The following is a 17,693-nucleotide window of genomic DNA, read 5'->3' on the forward strand; positions in this document are numbered from 1 at the left end:
ACCCCCGACAGATCACGGCTTGGCCGTCACGGTGATGCTCCCGCCACCTGGCGCCCGCGCCTGCGTACCCCGGTCATACAGCGACTCGGCGAAGACGGGCGGAATGACGAACTTACCCGCATTTGTCGCCTTGATCCGGTAGACGAACTCCTGCACGTCGGTGCTGGCCATGCCATACACCACCACACGGTCCTCGCGAACGTCCGCGTAGTCGGGCTTCCACGTGGATTCCGGATTGCCGATCGGCGAATGCCATGCCGGGGTGTTGTCGCCTTCGCCGTCACCTTCGCCGTCGTCGCTCGCTTGCTCGTCGGCACCGCCGTTCGCATCGTTATCCGACGTGGCTTCGTCCGACGAGGGCGCATCGGCATCCGCGGCCGGCGCCGTCTGCAACACCGGTTCGAAACCACCTGGCAACAGGTCGACGATAGCGATGTCGTCCACGGCGTCGCTCTTCGTCGCGCGGATACGCACGTGAACGTCGATCTCGTCGCCCGTGGCGACGCTGTCGATCGACTTGCCCTTGGTATCGGTGTACGTACGGGTGATTTCCAGACCGTCCTTGCGCGTTTCGGCCGACGGCTTGCGATCGAAACCGGTCTGCGCCACGCCATACCACGCCGGGGCGTCGGCATCGTTGACCAGACGCAGCCGCTGCGTACCTGCCGCCCAGTGTGCGTCGACCAGCACGCCCTTCGGCGCGCCGACCGGCGTAACGGTGCCATCGGCCGCGACCGAACCGATCGACAGCTTGCTCACATCGCCACCGGTCTCCGTCGCCCATGCATCCAGCGCGAGGATGATCATGCCGGAGGACAGGGTGTTGTAGTGGCCTTGCCCGAGCGGACGCACGAGGTTGTCGATGGTCTCGGGCGGCAGTGCCTTCGCCTGTGCGGGGAAGTGCTTCGCCAGCAGATACAGCACGGTGGCATCGCGAATCGGCGCGTCGTAGTAATCGAAGTACGCGTACGACTCATCCGCCGGCTTGCGACCGAGCAGCTTGCGCGGCTGCGCCATCAGGTCGTTCGCCAGCTTGTCCTGATGCAACAGCTGGTACGACGCCGCGATCCACGCGGCGGCGAGGTCGTTCTTCCAGTCCTTCGGGAAAACGTCCTGCAGACGTCCCTGCACCGAAGCCAGATCGTTGGTCGTGACGTTACCCTGACGGGTCAGCAGGTAAATCGCATAGGCGCGCTGCCGCATCTGCACCAGCGTGTCGCCACTATCGTCGGCGGCAATCTGGCGAAGCGCTTCATCGGCCGAGGCCAGCATGTCGCGCGGCACGGCCACGCCGTGATCGGTCGCTTCGATCATGTAATGCACGGCGTAGTCGGTGGCGAAGGTGTGCGTATCCGGCGTCGCCGTCCACAGGCCGAAACCGCCCTGCCCGTTCTGGCGCGCGCGCAGCACGTCGAACAACGCGGCCACCGGATCGGCGGGAGGCGTATCGTCACCGAGCATGCGAGCTTTCTTCACGTCGCCGAACTCCGGACGGTTGCCGAGGATCAGCGCCGGCATCGCCGCGCTGATGACCTGCTCCGTGCAGTAGTGCGGGAAGTCGACGAGGTACGCGGCAAGGCCACGCGCCAGCACCACCGGCACCGACGAGAACGCCGCGTCGCGCTTGGCGTATTCGTCATGCATGTCGCGCAACGAGGTCACGTCCGCACGGCCGTGGGCATCGACGCGGCCGAAAGCCAGGTCGGTGCGCATCGGCGAGGCGGGACGGACCGAAAGATCCACCGACTGTTTCGCCGACTTGCCGTTCGCGCCCGCGGTGAAGGTGAGATTGCCCGAACCGAGCTTGTTCGTCGCCCGTACGCGGAAGATCGCCACGCCTTCGCGCATCTCGCCGAGGTTCAGCGTCCTGGACGCGTCCCCGACCAGCTGCAGTTGCGGACCGAGCCTGAGGCTCACCGCCACCGGGATTTCTCTTCCGCCGAGTCCGGTCAGGTTGTTGGCGACGCCGACACTGATTTCGGCTTCGTCACCCGGGGCAAGCGTCGTGGGCACGTTCGGCGACAGCACGAAATCACCGCGCACGGTGGTCGCGCCTTCGAACGTACCGATCTTCTCCGGCGACACACTCACCGCCATGACGCGCAGCTTGCCGTTGAAGTAGTCGGGCACCTTGTACGTCAGGTCCTTCGAGCCGTCGACATCGACGATGCCGGACCAGTAGGCCACCGGCTTGTCACGCTTGCGCTTGAACGGGTTGAGCTGGCGGCCGATGGCACCGTCCGCGTCACCGCCGGGCGCCGCCATCGTCATCAGCTTCTGGAAGTCCGGGATGATCAGATCCAGGATCTGCGAGGTCGACACTTCGAGCATGCGCTTGCGGAAGAAGTACTGCAGCGGATCGCCGAGCTTGTAGTGCGCGACCTGCAGGATGCCCTCGTCCACCGCGAAGACCACCGCACGCGTCGGCGTGGTCGAGGTGACGTGGAAGGTCACGGTGTCGCCGGGCTTCACCAGCGACGGCGACTCCACGGCGAGCACGTTGCGACGCGCGTCCATGTTCACCGAGAACGGCACGACACCGAACGACAACGGGCTCATGAAGATCTCGTCGGACGACGAATCGCGCACGTACTGCACGTTGATGTAGCCGTTACCTTCAAAATCCGCCGGCACGGTGATGTGCTGGACGCTGCTGGTGGTGTCGGCATGGAACCAGGCGTGCGCATAGACCTTGTCGCGTTCGATGGTGATCAGGCCGCTACCCGCGTACGGTGCGCGGATCGCGATATCGACCGCCTCACCCGGCGCATAGTCTTTCTTCGACAGCGTGAGCTGCAGCTCGGCGTTGCGCTCGAGCGAGCGCGACACGTTGCCCTCACCGGCGACCGACCAGGCCACACGGTTGACCTCCTTGCCCTGCGCGTCCTTCACCACCAGGGCGAAGTTGCCCGGCTTGTCCGTGGGCAACCCCACGTCGAGGCCGGCGGCGGGAATCGTCAGCGGGGTTTCGGAGACCACCGTCTCGCGTGCCTTCGACTCATACTTGAAGACACCTGAGTCCTGCCTGGTCAGCACGGAAACGAAGCGCGTTTCGACGATGTCCTGCTTGAGGCCGTTGAGGTCGATGCGCTTCGCCGACGGATCGATGGCGACGAGGTTGACCGTGCGCTTCGCGTCGCGGCTCACGTAGTCGAGGTTATCGACCGCCTTGTAGCCGACCAGCCAGTCGTTCGACGAAACCATGCCCTGGGTCGCGGCGGCTACGCTGCGGCCACCCTCGGCTTCATACGCCTTGGCGAGGAAGTAGAGCTGGTAGGTCGCGTCGGCATACTTCGACAGGTCCAGCGCGAACTCCGCATGACCCTTGTCGTCGGTCTTCGCATCGGCGAGCTTTTCTTCGAAGCCTTCCTTCGCACGACGGATGTCGTAGAAGTGATAGTCCTTGTAGCTCGGGAATGACGGATACGCGGGGCGCAACGTCAGCGACCCTTCGACGCGGCGGTCCGCCGCAGGGGTGCCGAACAGGTTCTGCACGTCGACCAGTGCCTTCAGCTGCGCGGGCTTCACCCAGCCTTCGGTCACGGCGGTCGACAATCTGGCCGCGACCTTCATGCGGTCCGGCTGAAACTCCTTGACCTGCACGGTCGTGCTGCCGATCTGCGAGTACGGCTTGCCGTCCTTGGCGATGTACAGGTTCACCGTCCAGTTGCCGGTGGGCGACGTCTCGGACGTGGTGTGGTCGAGCTCGGCGAAACCGGCGGCGTCCATGGACACGGTCTGCTGGCGCACGGTGGTGCCGCGCGGGTCGACCACCTCGGCGATCAGGGGCATACCCGCCACGCTGCGCGTCCAGCTGTTGGCGCGCACGATCATGCCGATATGAAACAGGTCGCCCGGACGGTAGATGCCGCGATCCGAGAACAGGTAGCCCGAGAGCTGGCCCTGGCTATGCGCGTTGGGCTCACCGCCGATGTCGAAGCGCGAGAAGTCCAGCGTACGGTCGTACGAGGTCACGGGCAGGAACGACAGATCCTCGCCCTGGCGCACGACGTACATCGCCGGCGCTTTTTCCTGGGTGAAGCCCTTCAGGCTGGCGAAGTGAGCCAGGCCATCGGCGCCCGTGGTCTGCGTGAACAGCGTGCTGCCGTTTTTGGCGATCACGGCGACCGAGGCGCCACTTACCGGCGAGCCATTGCGGATGGACTGCACGAAGACGTCCTGGCTTCCGTCCATCGACTTCTTGGCGATGACGCCGAGGTCGGTGATGACGACCAGGCGCTCGTCCTTCGGCCAGTCGTAAGGTGCATGAACGCTATCGTCATCGTCCTTCGCCGCTTCGGCCGCGGCGGCGTCCGCATCGGCGCCCGCGTCGCGGGCCGCGGCTTCGCGGGCTGCCTTGACGCGCCGGTCGCGTGCTTCCTTCTCGGCGTTCTCGTCATAGCCGGACAGTTTGAGCAGGAACACGCCCTTCTTGCCGGACGCGAGGTACTGGCCAAGATCGAAGCCTTCGTAATGCGCCTTGCCCGGGCCTTCGTCCGGGAACGAAACCTTCTTTACGAAGCGGTCGACGATGTGGTCCGAGGTGAAGCCGTACATTTCCGGCTTCGCGTAGCTACCCTCGTTGAGCGAGACCAGATGCTGCAGCTGGTCCGGCAGCACGCGGCCGATCTCCACCCGCATGCCGGGGATATTGCGCGAGACCACGGAGATCCGCTTGTCACCGCTGAGCGACAGCAGTGAGCCGTCGGCCATGAAGCGGAGCAGGCGCGGGTAGTCGGGCACCGTGAGCAGCTCGGCGCGCGACTTCGCCATGATGTAGCCGCCGAACGAGGTCAGGCCCTTGTCCACACGGACATAGATCTGCTGGCCCGGCTGGGCGTGGTATTTGAAGCTCTGCGTGGCCGACCAGTCGTTTTCGGTCGGCACCACGTCGGGCTTGATCGCCGTGAACGAGCGCAGGTCGCTCTCGCCGATGGTGGAAACGCCGTAGCCCTTATCGCTGCGGGGCACCACCCAGACGTGCAGCCGCTTCGCCAGTTCGGTATCGCTGACCGGGCCGCCGAAGTTCATGACCACGACCTGCTCCGGCTCGAAGCGGGCGTTGTCCACGAGCGTGGCCGAGATCTCGTCGACCTTCAGGCTATACAGGCCGGGTACGCGCACCGCGGTTTCCAGCGCCTTCTCCGTGCCGTCGCCGCCACGGCTGCTCACCGCGCCATCGTCCAGTCTGAGGCCGACCGAACCGTCGTCGCGCGGCAGCTGCAGGGGCTGCGAGTGGACGAACGCGTTGAGGCGACGATCGTCATAGGTGACGGAGAACTTCAGCTCGCTGCCGCGCTTTTCGTTCCCGTTGCGCAGGTCGAGCTTCAGGCGCTTCTCGAGCTGCGCCGCATCGACCGGGTAATTGAAGCCCAGCTGGACGATGGTCTTTTTCTTGGTCGGATCCTGCGGGTCCTGGTAGAACTCGCCATTGACGACGCGCGCGGTGAAGGGGGCGGTCGACACGGTGAAGTGGTCGTCGGCCAGCACCGCCTGCGGCGCGAACACCTTCGCCTTGTCGAAACTGACCTCGATCTTCCGGCCCACCGGCCAGTCCGCGGACGGCACGAAGGTGAGTACGCGATCGCTCTCCCACTTCCACTGGCCGGGCAGTTTCGGATCCATGGCGATGCCGTCGGTCACCGGCTTGCCGAGCGACTCGATCTTCGCTGCCGACCCCGAGAAGGTCACCGTGAGCGGATGGATCGTCACCGGGACATGCTCGTAGTCGCTGATGTCGGGCGCGGGGGCTTCAAACGTGATGCGGTTGGGCTCGACCGGCTTCGGTCGGTTTTCCCACCAGTGCCAGCCGAACCAGCCGGCGGCGGCGATCAGGATCGCACCGGCGACCGTGGCCGTGAACTTCAGGGGATGGCTGCGGGCGACGCGGCCGGTCGCGGGGACCCAGGCGGGTGCCGACCAGGCCATGTTGCCGAAGACAGGCCGCAGCACGCGACCGAGCAACCAACCCAGTCCGCGCAGCAGGCGTACGGGCAGCATCAGGATGAAACGAAGCAGATCCATGTTTCCCTTCCGATCCATTCAAAAGTTGACGAGCACGTCCGTCCGCCGCACAAGCGGCGAACCAGCGGTCGTTCGTGATCCCCAGTGACATGCTGCACGCGATCGATGTCACGGCGGCGACGGGATTCTGGCATACCCGCGCCCCTCTTCGGGCTTTTTCGGGCGCGCTGGCAATAGGAAAATTCTGAAAAATCGGCCGCATGCGCCACCCCGTGACTGATGTCACGGGCGTGGGTTGTCGTCGTGTCGCCGTCGGGGAACTTACGTTATGGTGCGGGCGCCCGCTTACCGACCAGCGGGCGGCGCGACGGGCAAGGATGTCGGCCGGGCTGACATGAATTATCCGCACCGGGGGAAGCAGGGCGACGTGCGGACAGAGACGGTGAACACCATGAGCGATCACGCCACCCTTCCCATCGACCGCGCCGTCGCCGCGGGCGAACGGGAGTTCCGCGAACTGGCGGACTTCGCGCCGGTGATGATCTGGCGTACCGGCACCGATCGCCAGGGCGACTGGTTCAACAAACCGTGGCTGGCCTTCACCGGCCGGTCGTTGGCCCAGGAAGTCGGCGAAGGCTGGGCCGACGGCATCCATCCGGATGACCTCGACCGGTGTTCGTCGGTGTTTTTCCACGCGTTCGACGCACGAGAGCCCTACTCGCTGGAGTACCGGCTGCGCCGACACGATGGCGTCTATCGATGGATCGTCGAAACCGGCACCCCGTTCGAGCGGGGTGGCGCGTTTGCGGGCTACTGGGGCAGTTGCACCGACATCACCGATCATCGGGTGGCGCAGCGCAGCCAGCGGGTGCTGATCAACGAGCTCAGCCATCGCCTCAAGAACACGCTGGCGGTCGTCCAGGCGATGGCGGAGCAGACCTTTCGCGAAGGGCGACCGATGGATGCCGCGGTGACGTGTTTCGGTGGCCGCCTGCGCGCGCTCGCCGCCGCACAGGACAGGCTGATCGCCACGGCATGGGAGGATGTGCCGTTGAGCGACGTGGTCGAGGCCACCGTCCTGCCCTTCGACTGCGGCGGAGCACGCATTCGCCGGGAGGGCCCGCCACTGATTCTCAGCGCCGAGACCGCGGCCAGCCTGACCATGGCGCTGCATGAGTTGCTGACCAATGCGGTCAAGTATGGCGCGCTGTCCAATGACAGCGGCACCGTCACGATCACCTGGTCTTGCGGCGATCCCACCTGTGGCAGGTTCCGGCTGGAATGGAAGGAACAGGGTGGCCCGACCGTGTCCACTCCGCTGGAGCGCGGCTTCGGCACACGTTTCATCGAGCGAGGTGTCGGGTGCCGGCAGGGCGGTGGTTCGAGTCTGCTTTTCGAACCCGACGGCGTGCGCTGGATCCTGGAAACCGAACTTCCGGCGACGTCTGCCCATCGCACCCAGGTCGCCTGATTCCCGGCGACCTTGTGCCGGGCCGATAGCTGCCATCGCGGTTTTCGCGTTCCCGGCCACTGGCGCAAAATGGCGGCAGATGTTTTTTCCTCAGGCCTATCGATGGCACGGGAGAACGACAATGCGATTCCTAGTGAATGAACGCCTGCGCGCCGAGATCGACGCCCGCCGCTGAACCCTCCCGCTATCCGCGAAGGACGACGACCATGAAGATCCAGCCCTACCTGCACTTCAACGGGAACTGCGAAGAAGCCTTCGTTTTCTATGAAAAGGCGCTTGGCGGCAAGATCCTGATGACCAGCCGATTCAAGGATCTGCCGGAAGGTGGCGCGGGACCCGAACCGGGCGCGGCCGAAGCCATGCGCGCCGTCGGCGAGAAAATCATGCACACGCGTCTGCAGGTGGGTGAGCAGTTGCTGATGGGATCGGACTGCCATCCTCTGCATCCATACCACGGCATCCACGGGTGTTCGGTGGCGATATCCGTTCCCGATTTCGCCACGGGCCAGAAGGTGTTCGACGCCCTGTCTGACGGCGCCAACGTGGACATGCCCTTCGGGCCGGCCTTCTGGGGCGACGGCTTCGGCATGTTGACCGACAAGTTCGGCGTGCCCTGGATGGTCAACGCTGGTGAGAAGTCCCCGGACTGAGGCCATCATTGCGCGTCATGCGCGCGCTGTGCATGCCGAGGCATGCACACCCTCGAACTGAAACCTTGGCCGCGGTTGTAGGAGCGAGCCTGCTCGCGACACGGGGTTACCTCAGCCCCCAAAATCAGTCGCATTTTTCAGAATTGTCCTAGAGCCAGGGCGTACCACCGGACGCTATGGTCCGTCTCCCATGTCGCAGGAGGCGCATCGCATGTCCCCGCTCGCTCATACGCCACGCACACCCGCTGAAGGGTCAAAGACGCCCAGCGCACAGCCAGCCGCCGAGCGCTGGAGCTACCCGTTCGCGTTGCTCGACAAGAATGCCCCGAACGACATGCGACGCCATTTCGACGCACTTTCCGCCATGCCGGTCGGCTTCTTTCCCCTGGCCACCTCCGGCATGCCCAACGGCAGCATCTTCTTCGGCAAGGAATGCACCGACCTGGCCATCGACGACGGCTTCCATTGCCTGGCCGATGGCGAGGTCGTCGCCTACCAGCTCGACAGCAAGCGGCACATCCTGCACTACGAGGACGACACCAAGCTTCGCTACTCGCTCGGCTTCGTGTTGGTACGCCACCGTCTGGTCTTGCCACCGGTCCCGCCGCCCGCATCGGCCGAGACATCGACAGCCGCGTCCGCACCTCAGCCCAAAGCGCCGGACGAGTCAGCCGACGGCATCCACATCTACAGCCTGTATTCGTATAACCGCCCGCTGGTGGGCTATCGGCGCGATAAAGACGGTTTCCTGATCGACGCGCTGCCCTTCTGGCAAGGCCCGCGCAAATACCGGGTCGGCGCACGCGCCAAAGACCGACAGATCGTGCCGATCGACCCGCTTGCCGAGGCGCTCGCGCAACGGGCGATGGCGTTGTCGTTCGGCGCCGTCGTGCCCGTCCCGGATCCCGGCCTGGCCCCCGAGCCAGGGCCCGACCTCGCCACCGGCCTTCGGGTGCGCGCGCAGGGCAAAAGCGGCGCGACGATCATCGGCCTCCTGCCGCGCGGTTGCATCCTCACCGTGCAGGGCAACGCAACCCACGGCTGGGCCCGGATCGCCTCGATCGAGCGCGGCGAGCCCCTGGCGTACGCCGCCGGCCTGCCGGTCAGCCCGGAGGTCGCCACCGGCTGGGTCTATCTCGACGAACTGGATCACAGCCCAAGCCCCAGTCCGATGGACAGCGTGGTGGTGCTGGACGAGCCCTACCGGGTCAAGGCCGGAGAACGGCTCGGCTTCCTTGGCGAAAACCCGGGCAAGGACCTGGCCCAGCCGCCCAGCGGGGTCCAGCCCGACCGGCCCCGCGTCGCGATCGAGGTCTTCGCTGGCGATGATTTCCCCGCCTACCTTAAGGAAGCCCGCCGACGGGCGGCGGCTTTACCGGACAGCGAAAAGCCGATCCTCGTCATCGAGCGCGGCGCCCGGCTGTGCAAGCTCGCCCGTATGCCCGACTGCAGCCTCATGCCGGAGGCGCGCATCCTCCCGGAACCCGGCAAGCCATGCAGCGGACGGTTCGTCTCCGGCCGCGCCTATCGCACCGAGACCCGGTCGGCGAAGTCGCCGTTGCAGCCCGGCGAACAGGCCGGGGACTACGTCGATCCCGCCAAAGGCGAGCGCATCGACGCCACCGCCTATCACCAGCTGAAAGCCTCCCGACGCATCCGCTTCCAGCAGCGTGACATCTTCGTACCCCTCGGCGAGACCGTGTACTGGACGTTGCGTAAGCCGACCCCGAACGCCTGTATCGCCATTTGGACGAGCCCGCCGTTCGAGGTCGACGCGGCGCAAGCGGTCGTCGGCTTCGCGTCATCGATGTCCGTGCCGAACTGGATGCCCTGGGCGAGGATCAGCACTTCGCCGACAGCGACGGGACGATCTGGTGGCGGGTCGCGGTGGGCGGCGAGAACAATGAGCCGCTCGTTGGCTGGGTCTGCAACCGGAACCATGCCGGCACCCGCTGGGAAAGTCCGCACGCCTGGCCCGGCTTTCAGCTCGCCAATGGCTCGATGTTCGAGCCGATGGAAGCGTTACAGCGCATCGTCTGCATCAACGGCATGGTCCATCCCTCGCACGAGGAAAGTTTTCAGCCTGTCGCCACCGCGCTGGGCGCCAGCGATCTGGTGGTCAAGCTCGAACAAGCCATCGATCACTCTGGCACGCTCGATGGCAAGGTCACGGCGGATGACATCGCGCATGCACGGAAAACGCACTGGCTGGCGCGACCGCTGAGCCGGTTGATTGTCCGTCTGCATAGCCAGTGGAGTCATGACATCGAACGGTGGGAGAAGCTCACCTCGATCGCGACCAGCGACTGGCAGGCGGAAATGAAACGGCAACGGAAACGCGGCTGGTGGAAGAAAGTCGCGACCCATCTGGATGGGTTTCCGTCGGATCCGAATGTGTATTTTATTCATCCGTTCGGGTGGGTGGACAACTTCTTCATCAAGACTAGGCAACACCCCACAATCACCGTGGCCGGGCGACACATCGAAATCCCGTTCCTATGGATTCCCGATTCGTCACGCCTAACTTATGCGAACTATGAAAGCGCCGCTGAGAGCCTTCAATGTGAGCCTGAAGCTCTGGTCGCGATAGCAAAGACGGAATCCAAGAAAGTTGGCGCCTACTTCGTACCGGGCGACGTTCATCCCGACGGCGACGACCCCGTTCCTTCAATTCTTTTTGAAAGGCACATCTTCCATTCTTGCTCGAATGGAGCATACGACACACAAAGCGACATCAGCAGTCCTCACCCATACAGCAACGACGACATTCCCTACGGTCCATTTTCATCGCAATATGCAAAGTTGCTCAAGGCATACGAGCTCCATCCTGACGCCGCATTGAAGGCTGCGTCATGGGGAAAATTCCAGATATTGGGGAAGAATTTCGGTGCGTGTGGATTCGCAACTGTTACCGAATTTGTGTGCGCGCAATCCGAGAACGAGCTCAGTCAGCTCAAGTCGCTTGTCGCATTCATCCTTAACGATCAAAGACTTCAAAAATCACTACGCAGAAAGGACTGGAAGGAGTTCGCACTTGCTTACAACGGCAGAAATCAAGCGAAGAGTCATTACGATGAGAGGATGGCTTCAAATTATCAAGAAGAAAAGGCGCGAAGGACGGGTGATGGTTCTTTGTAGCGTCCTGAGTTTTCCTTTGACGGCTGCGTCCAATAGCGCATCACTCTGTAAGAGTGACGAATCGATCGCATTCTCATGCAAGCTGAGCAATGAGAAATTTGTCTCATTATGCCGGAGGCACGAAGCAGTTGATAAACTGACGTATCGGTTCGGGCGGAACGGCAAATCCGAGATGGAATTTACCGATTCCGTCGGGCGATCAAGTAACTTCAGATACGAGCAATACTCCCGCTATCAGCGGGACTACTTTGACGTGTCGTTCACAAGAAAGGCCCACGAATACACTGTTTTTCATGAGTGGAGCGAAGATAGCCCTGAACCGGAAAGCGGGGTGATTGTTCAATTTCCTTCTGAATCACGCAAACCTATGAGAATGACTTGCACCTCGGATGTCGAGGACAGTCATTTTCGGGAAACCACTGATATAGGTTGCTCTGACGATCCACTCTTTGGCTGTATGCAATGACAACAGGCACCTGATTTTGCCGACCCTTAAAAAATTCCAGACCCTTCTGATATTAGTGACGACGATTTTGCCTTCTATCGCGCATAGCAGGTACCGGATCGAACGGTAGTCAACTGGGTCACCGTTGACGCCGAGGACGCTCCGGGGAAGCTATTCACAAGCTGTGTCGACGGCAATTCCGATGCGCACGACTGCACAGTGGAGCTGGCCACCGATTCGAAGCGGGACGTAATCATGCGGCTGGCGATTGCACCTAGCTCGCTTTCATTCACTGAGAACACCTACGTCGCAAAGTCACCTTGCGGCACTGCGTGTAGCATCGCCTATTACTACCGCGCAGGTAGAGGTCAGTCGGGACCCTACTCCGTCGTCATCTCCGAGGACCTTGAAAACGACCTTGTTCTTGTCGTTCAGGGCAAGAGGGCTTTTGTCCAAAAGCTGTTTGACCATGACGCGCCGACTGAATTCATTTCTTTGCCACAGAATCAAAACGAGGATCTGCTACAGGACATCGAATCGGCAGCGATAAAGAAAGGTGTTGTATCTATGCGCATAAGTCGCGAAGGGGAAATCCCCGTCGACATACAAAAAGCATTGACGGCGCCATGACTGCAACAGTGCGCGTGACTATCAATACACGCCCCCAGTCCTCGAAGCGAACAGTTGGTGGCGGCACCACTTACGCTGGATGGTGCATTCTTTCGTTCAGTGAGGCATCGTTGAAACCATGAAGATCGAACATTTAGACCATCTAGTTCTCACAGTCGCCGACATCGAAGCAACTGTCGACTTCTATACGAGCGTTCTCGGGTTCGATCTCGCGACGTTCGGCGAAGGCCGCAAGGCCCTCGTTTTCGGTATCCAGAAATTCAACCTTCACCAGCGGGGTAAGGAGTTCGAGCCAAAGGCCGCCCTGCCGACGCCCGGTGCGATCGATCTTTGCCTGATATCAAGCACGCCCCTACTGCAAATCGTCGAGGAACTAGCCCAGGCGGGCGTTCTGATAGAGGAGGGCCCTGTTGCGCGAACCGGCGCCATGGGCCCGATCCAGTCGGTGTACATCCGCGACCCCGACCGGAATCTGATCGAGATCTCGAACTACTCCTGATGATCAGTGAGTAATGTCGATCTTCACATCCGTCCCATCCGGCAGATCCTGCATCTGCTGCAGCACCGAACCCGTCAGTTCGAAATGCTCGATCGCCGGCACCGGATTCAGATTCTCGACGGTGTACTCGCCTTCGGCGAAGATCGGCAGCGTGACGTAGGTGTAGCACTCCCCTTCCGCCCGCGTCTTGCCCGCCTCAAGCAGCGCTTCGATCAACGGCGGCAGGAGCCAGTCGTCGGCGATCTCTTCGCGTAGCAGCTGATTGAAGCCGGGCACGCTCTCGGCCACGCGCTCCACTTCCGCAGTGCCCGTATTGAGCCAGAAGATGCCGCCTTCGTCGGCCTCGTAGAACATGTCGCCGAGCGCCGTGAACAGCAGCGGCGTGTAGCCGTCGCCGATGCGCCATGCCCAGGATTCGGCGAGCGCTTTGATCGCTTCCTTGTCCGGGGTGCAGATGAGGTCGTTCCAGGCGAGGGCCATGGGGATGGGCCTTTCAGATCGTTGGGATGCCGCAGTTTACCCTCCCCCGGGCCGATCAGTCCTCCGCACCGGCGATGACGGCTCTGACGAACGCGGCACGGGCCGTGGCCTGGGCGTCATTGGTGGCGACGGGCCATGCGGCCAGCTGGACGATCACCAGCTCGCGCGCCGGATCGACGTAGAGCAGCTGGCCGAAGATGCCAATGCCGGCGAAATCGCCGTTGTCGTAGGTCCACCACTGGTAGCCATACCCGCGGCCGGGAACGCCGATGTCGGCATGCTTGTGCGTGGCATCGGCAAGCCAGCCGTCGGCGAGCACCGGTTTGCCGTCGGCCACGCCGCCATCGAGGAGGAACTGGCCGAGGCGCGCGTAGTCGCCCAGCGTGGCCGACACGCCGGAACCTCCGGCTTCGGTGCCATCGACCCCGTCCTTGAGCCAGATCGCGTCGGCGGCCATGCCGTAGGGCTTCCAGACCTTCTCCGAGAGATACGCCGCCAGCGACGTGCCGGTGGCGCGCTCGACGAGAATGCCGATCAGATCGGTCTCGCCGGTCTTGTAGACCCAGCGTTCGCCCGGCGCGAATTCGCGCGGCAGCTTCGACATGTACGAGACGAGCAGCGGCACGCCGGGCTGACGCGCCCCCTCATACATCTGCGCGACATCCGATGTCGGATCGACATAGTCCTCGTTCCAACGGACGCCGGAGGTCATCGTCAGCAACTGGCGGACGGTGACGTCTCGGTAGGCACCCGCGGCGAGTTTGGGGATGTAGCGCATGACCTTGTCGTCGAGGCTGTGGATCGAGCCGTCACGCAGCGCGGCGCCGACGAGGGTGGACGTGAACGACTTGGCGACCGAGAAGGAAGTCCATCGCGTCGATGGCGTGGCGCCGAGGCCGTAGCGTTCGAGGCGCACCTTGCCGTGCTGAAGCACCATGACGCCAGCCACGCGGTGCTCGGCCATGTAGCTGTCGAGCGTGGTGCCATCGGCGAAGTGCGGCGTCAGCGGCATGCCGGCGGATAACGGGTGAGCGACGCCGTGACGGACGACGTTGCTGGCGTACTGGGTTTCCATCGCGCGGAAGTTCGCTTCGCGCTGCGACTGGTTCCAGAAGAGCACGTCGGTGCGGCGGGCGTGGGGCGTGGCGCAGGCCGTGAGGAGGCTCAGGATGAGCACGAGGCAGAACGCTTTCGCCAGCAGGGCTGGCTCCCGCCATGGCAGGTTCGATGGGCGATGTGTGTTCATCGGGATGTCCTGGTGCGGCGGCGGATTTCGAACGCGCCCAGCGCCAGCGACGCGATGGCGAAGGGTCCGAGGCCGTAGATGACACGATAGGCGAGCAGTGCGGCGAGGACCTGCGCGCGCTGTTCCTGCGGGAACGCCGCGAGGGTCAGCGCTTCGAACGCGCCAATGCCACCGGGGGTGTTGCTGATGATGCCGGCGAGGATGGCGCCGACGTAAATCGGCGCGAAATCGAGAAAGCTGCCGGCGACGTCCGCAGGCAACAGGAAATACATGGCGGCGATCGCGCCGATCATTTCCACGGTGCCGATCGCGACCTGTGCGGCCGCCGAACGCGCCGAAGGCACCGGCGTGGAGAACTTCCAGATCCGCAGTTCATCGTGCTTGCCGGCCAGCCAGCGCAGGAGCAGGACGAACAGGATCACCAGAGCGACGCCGGGCCAGCGCCCCCACCCATGCGCGATCGACGGTTCGAGCAGCAACGCGATCGCCGTGACCGAGGCGAAACCGAGCGCTACCGCGAAGCCGACCAGCCCGACCACGCGGGCCACATCGGGGGCACTCACCCCACGTGTCGACAGCATGCGGTAACGCAGCGCGGTACCCGTAATCGCATGAAAACCCAGCGCGTTGCAGATCGCGTGCGTGGTCGCACCGGAGAAGATCTTCATGCGCATCGAGACCTTGCCTGGCACGACGGTCTCCACGGCGAAGACATCGTAGGCCGTGAGGCAGGACCAGCTGACCAGCGTGGCGCCGATGGACGCAATAACATGCCAGCGCGGAATGCGGTCGATGGCCGCGCGGATGTCCTGCCAGGACATGCGCGCGATATAGCGATGCAGCAGAAAGATCGCCACGCCCACGAAGGCCGCCGCCAGCAGATATTTCGTCGCACGGCTCGCGAGGGCTTTCAGGGTTGGCTGGGCGTGTTTGTCCGTCACCGCATCACTCTGACCGTCGGGCCTCGCCCGAGAAAGGCGGGCATCATCCCACGACGGCGAGCGGCGCGGGGGATAGACTGGGGGACCGATTCCTCTGCGGTGGACGCATGCTTCATTACGACGGCTCTCTCTGGCTGACCGACGGCACCCGCCGCTGGGGCGGCCCCGACCGCATCGAGCTCCTCGCCCAGGTGGGACAGACCGGTTCCATCACGGCGGCGGCGAAGGCGGTGGGCATGAGCTACAAGGGCGCGTGGGATGCCATCGCCGCCATGAACAACCTGGCGGGCGAGGATCTCGTGGTCCGTTCCACGGGCGGCAAGGGCGGCGGCGGGGCGCGGTTGACGGCGCGGGCCGAACGCCTGATCGCCTCGTTCCGTGGCATCGAGACCGAGCACAAGCGATTCGTGGAGCGGCTGGCGTCGCTCGGCGAGGATGCTACCGACGACATTCATCTGCTGAGACGTTTCACGATGCGCACGAGTGCACGCAACCAGCTGGCCGGCACGGTCAGCGCCGTCGCCGAAGGAGTGGTCAACGACCGTATCGATATCGCGCTGGCCGGGGGGACGACCGTCGTCGCCACCGTCACCCGTGAGAGCACCGCCAGTCTCGCGCTCTCGCCTGGACGGCCCGTCGTGGCGCTGGTGAAGGCGAACTGGGTCATGGTGGGCATGCCGGGCGCCGGGCGTCTGTCCGCGGCCAATCAGCTGCCGGGGCGGGTGACGGAGGTCGTTCCCGGTGCGGTGAATACGGAAGTGACGATCGCGCTGGACGGCGGCGGGACGATCGCGGCGATCGTGACGAAGGAGAGCGCTGAGGGAATGGAACTGGCGGAGGGCACAGCCGTGCTGGCGATCTTCGATGCATCGTCGGTGATTGTCGGGGTCACCGACTGACCTTGCCGTCGCGAATTTCGATGGTATGGCCGTCCAGCGCGTCGACATCGGCCGGATCATGGGTGATCACCAGCAGTTGCAGATCGAGACGGGTTTGCAGCGCCAGCAGCTCGCCACGCATGCGGCCGCGCAAGGCGGGATCCAGCGCGGCGAACGGCTCGTCGAGCAGGAGCAGGCGCGGCTCGGAAACCAGCGCGCGCGCCAGTGCGACACGCTGGCGCTGCCCGCCGGAGATGCGTGACGGGTAGCTATCCGCGACCGCCGTGAGTTCGAACGTCTCGAGCCACCGACCGACCCGTTCGCCATGGCGACGCCGCGCCGGGTTCAACCAGCCACGCGACAGTCCGAAACCGACGTTCTGCGCGACCGTCAGGTGAGGAAACAGCGCGTAATCCTGAAACAGATACGCTACGCCGCGTTCGCGCGAGGGAACATCCACCCGCGCCTGCGTGTCGAGCAGTGTCCGACCGTCGACACGCACGTGCCCTGCGTCCGGAGAGATCAGTCCGGCCATCGCGCGCAGCGTCAGACTCTTGCCGGCACCCGAGGGTCCATACAGCACCACGCGACGATGCTCCGACGCGAAGGCGACGTCCAGCTCGAAGCGGCGGTCGTCGGCGTGCAGCGTTTTGCGGACCGCCACGTCGACACTCATGGCCGCGACCGCCGCGTGTGATCCGGCGACAGCCAGCCGGCGAGCAGGAGCGCCACCACGCAGGTCACCGACGTGACGACGACCATGATCGCAGCGGTATCGTCGTGGCCGGCCTGCACGGCCGCATAGATCGCGACGGACAGGGTCTGCGTACGCCCGGGCAGATTGCCCGCGATCATCAACGTCGCGCCGAACTCACCGAGTGCGCGGGCGAAGGCGAGCAGCGCACCCGCGGTAATGCCGCGCGCGGCGAGTGGCAGCGACACGCGAAAGAACACCGCGACCTCGCGCAGACCCAGGACGCGCGCGGCACTTTCCAGCTGGGGATCGACCGCTTCGAAGGCGGCACGTGCCGCCTTCTGCACGAGCGGAAAGGCGACCAGCGTCGAGGCGATGACCGCGCCCTGCCAGGTGAACACGAGTTCGATCCCGTGCCGGTCGAGCCAGCCGCCGAAGGCGCCCTTGCGACCGAGCAGGACCAGCAGGTAGTAGCCGAGGACCGTCGGCGGCAGCACCAGCGGCAAGGTCAGGATCGAATCGACGAGCTCGCGCGCAGGGGAGCGCCAGCGCGACAAGCCGAAAGCCACCGCGACGCCGAGCACGAGGTTGATCGCGGTCGCCCACAAGGCGACCTTGAGCGACAGCGCGAGGGGAATCCAGACGTCGCCCACGCCG

13 protein-coding genes are annotated in these 17,693 nt (G+C 64.1%); 7 read left to right on the forward strand and 6 right to left on the reverse strand.

Translation table 11 applies throughout. The annotated features are described in order from the left end of the window. Positions 1–12 precede the first annotated feature (12 nt). On the reverse strand, positions 13–6,024 hold the full coding sequence (locus BLT40_RS11445; RefSeq protein WP_090353180.1) for an alpha-2-macroglobulin family protein: 6,012 nt from the start codon (positions 6,022–6,024) through the stop codon (positions 13–15). Positions 6,025–6,415: 391 nt separating this feature from the next. Between BLT40_RS11445 and BLT40_RS11450 the strand changes: the two genes are divergently transcribed. The 6 genes from BLT40_RS11450 (at position 6,416) to BLT40_RS11470 (ending at position 12,797) form a co-directional block, all read left to right on the forward strand. Next, on the forward strand, positions 6,416–7,435 hold the full coding sequence (locus BLT40_RS11450) for a sensor histidine kinase (RefSeq protein WP_176809153.1): 1,020 nt from the start codon (positions 6,416–6,418) through the stop codon (positions 7,433–7,435). A 206-nt stretch (positions 7,436–7,641) separates the two neighbouring features. Continuing rightward, positions 7,642–8,085, forward strand: coding sequence for a VOC family protein (locus tag BLT40_RS11455; RefSeq protein ID WP_079521247.1), 444 nt, complete (start codon positions 7,642–7,644; stop codon positions 8,083–8,085). A 211-nt stretch (positions 8,086–8,296) separates the two neighbouring features. Next, entirely contained in the window at positions 8,297–10,309 is a 2,013-nt protein-coding gene (locus tag BLT40_RS20300; protein ID WP_176809154.1) for a hypothetical protein, read from the forward strand. Further along, entirely contained in the window at positions 10,201–11,223 is a 1,023-nt protein-coding gene (locus BLT40_RS11460; protein ID WP_176809155.1) for an N-acetylmuramidase family protein, read from the forward strand. The genes BLT40_RS20300 and BLT40_RS11460 overlap by 109 nt, the downstream gene beginning before the upstream one ends. A 700-nt stretch (positions 11,224–11,923) precedes the next feature. Further along, the gene (locus BLT40_RS11465; RefSeq protein ID WP_143025876.1) at positions 11,924–12,298 is read left to right on the forward strand and encodes a hypothetical protein; all 375 of its coding nucleotides are present in this window, start codon (positions 11,924–11,926) and stop codon (positions 12,296–12,298) included. A 118-nt stretch (positions 12,299–12,416) separates the two neighbouring features. After that, positions 12,417–12,797, forward strand: coding sequence for a VOC family protein (locus tag BLT40_RS11470; RefSeq protein ID WP_079521244.1), 381 nt, complete (start codon positions 12,417–12,419; stop codon positions 12,795–12,797). Positions 12,798–12,800: 3 nt separating this feature from the next. On the opposite strand, the gene BLT40_RS11475 is transcribed toward BLT40_RS11470, so the two are convergent. Genes BLT40_RS11475 through BLT40_RS11485 form a run of 3 tightly spaced genes read right to left on the reverse strand, consistent with a single transcriptional unit; the run spans position 12,801 to position 15,464 of the window. Further along, positions 12,801–13,277, reverse strand: coding sequence for a T6SS immunity protein Tdi1 domain-containing protein (locus BLT40_RS11475; RefSeq protein WP_090353187.1), 477 nt, complete (start codon positions 13,275–13,277; stop codon positions 12,801–12,803). A gap of 55 nt (positions 13,278–13,332) precedes the next feature. After that, positions 13,333–14,523 carry a serine hydrolase domain-containing protein gene (locus tag BLT40_RS11480; RefSeq protein ID WP_090353192.1) on the reverse strand — a complete coding sequence of 397 codons (1,191 nt, stop codon included), beginning with the start codon at positions 14,521–14,523 and terminating at the stop codon, positions 13,333–13,335. Further along, positions 14,520–15,464, reverse strand: coding sequence for a lysylphosphatidylglycerol synthase transmembrane domain-containing protein (locus BLT40_RS11485; protein ID WP_176809156.1), 945 nt, complete (start codon positions 15,462–15,464; stop codon positions 14,520–14,522). Before BLT40_RS11485 ends, BLT40_RS11480 begins: the two co-directional genes overlap by 4 nt. 107 nt (positions 15,465–15,571) lie before the next feature. Here BLT40_RS11485 and BLT40_RS11490 point away from each other — a divergent pair, with 107 nt between their 5' ends. After that, entirely contained in the window at positions 15,572–16,363 is a 792-nt protein-coding gene (locus tag BLT40_RS11490) for a TOBE domain-containing protein (protein ID WP_090353197.1), read from the forward strand. Here the strand turns inward: BLT40_RS11490 and BLT40_RS11495 are convergent. Both BLT40_RS11495 and modB read right to left on the reverse strand, forming a co-directional pair. Then, positions 16,353–17,018, reverse strand: a complete 666-nt coding sequence (locus BLT40_RS11495) for an ABC transporter ATP-binding protein (protein WP_079521239.1) — start codon at positions 17,016–17,018, stop codon at positions 16,353–16,355. The two genes, BLT40_RS11490 and BLT40_RS11495, sit on opposite strands and share 11 nt — an antisense overlap. Beyond that, positions 17,015–17,689 carry a molybdate ABC transporter permease subunit gene (modB, locus tag BLT40_RS11500; protein ID WP_090353199.1) on the reverse strand — a complete coding sequence of 225 codons (675 nt, stop codon included), beginning with the start codon at positions 17,687–17,689 and terminating at the stop codon, positions 17,015–17,017. Before modB ends, BLT40_RS11495 begins: the two co-directional genes overlap by 4 nt. Positions 17,690–17,693 lie beyond the last annotated feature (4 nt).

Origin of the sequence: Dyella sp. 333MFSha, assembly GCF_900102405.1 — a bacterium.
GTDB lineage: Bacteria > Pseudomonadota > Gammaproteobacteria > Xanthomonadales > Rhodanobacteraceae > Luteibacter > Luteibacter mycovicinus.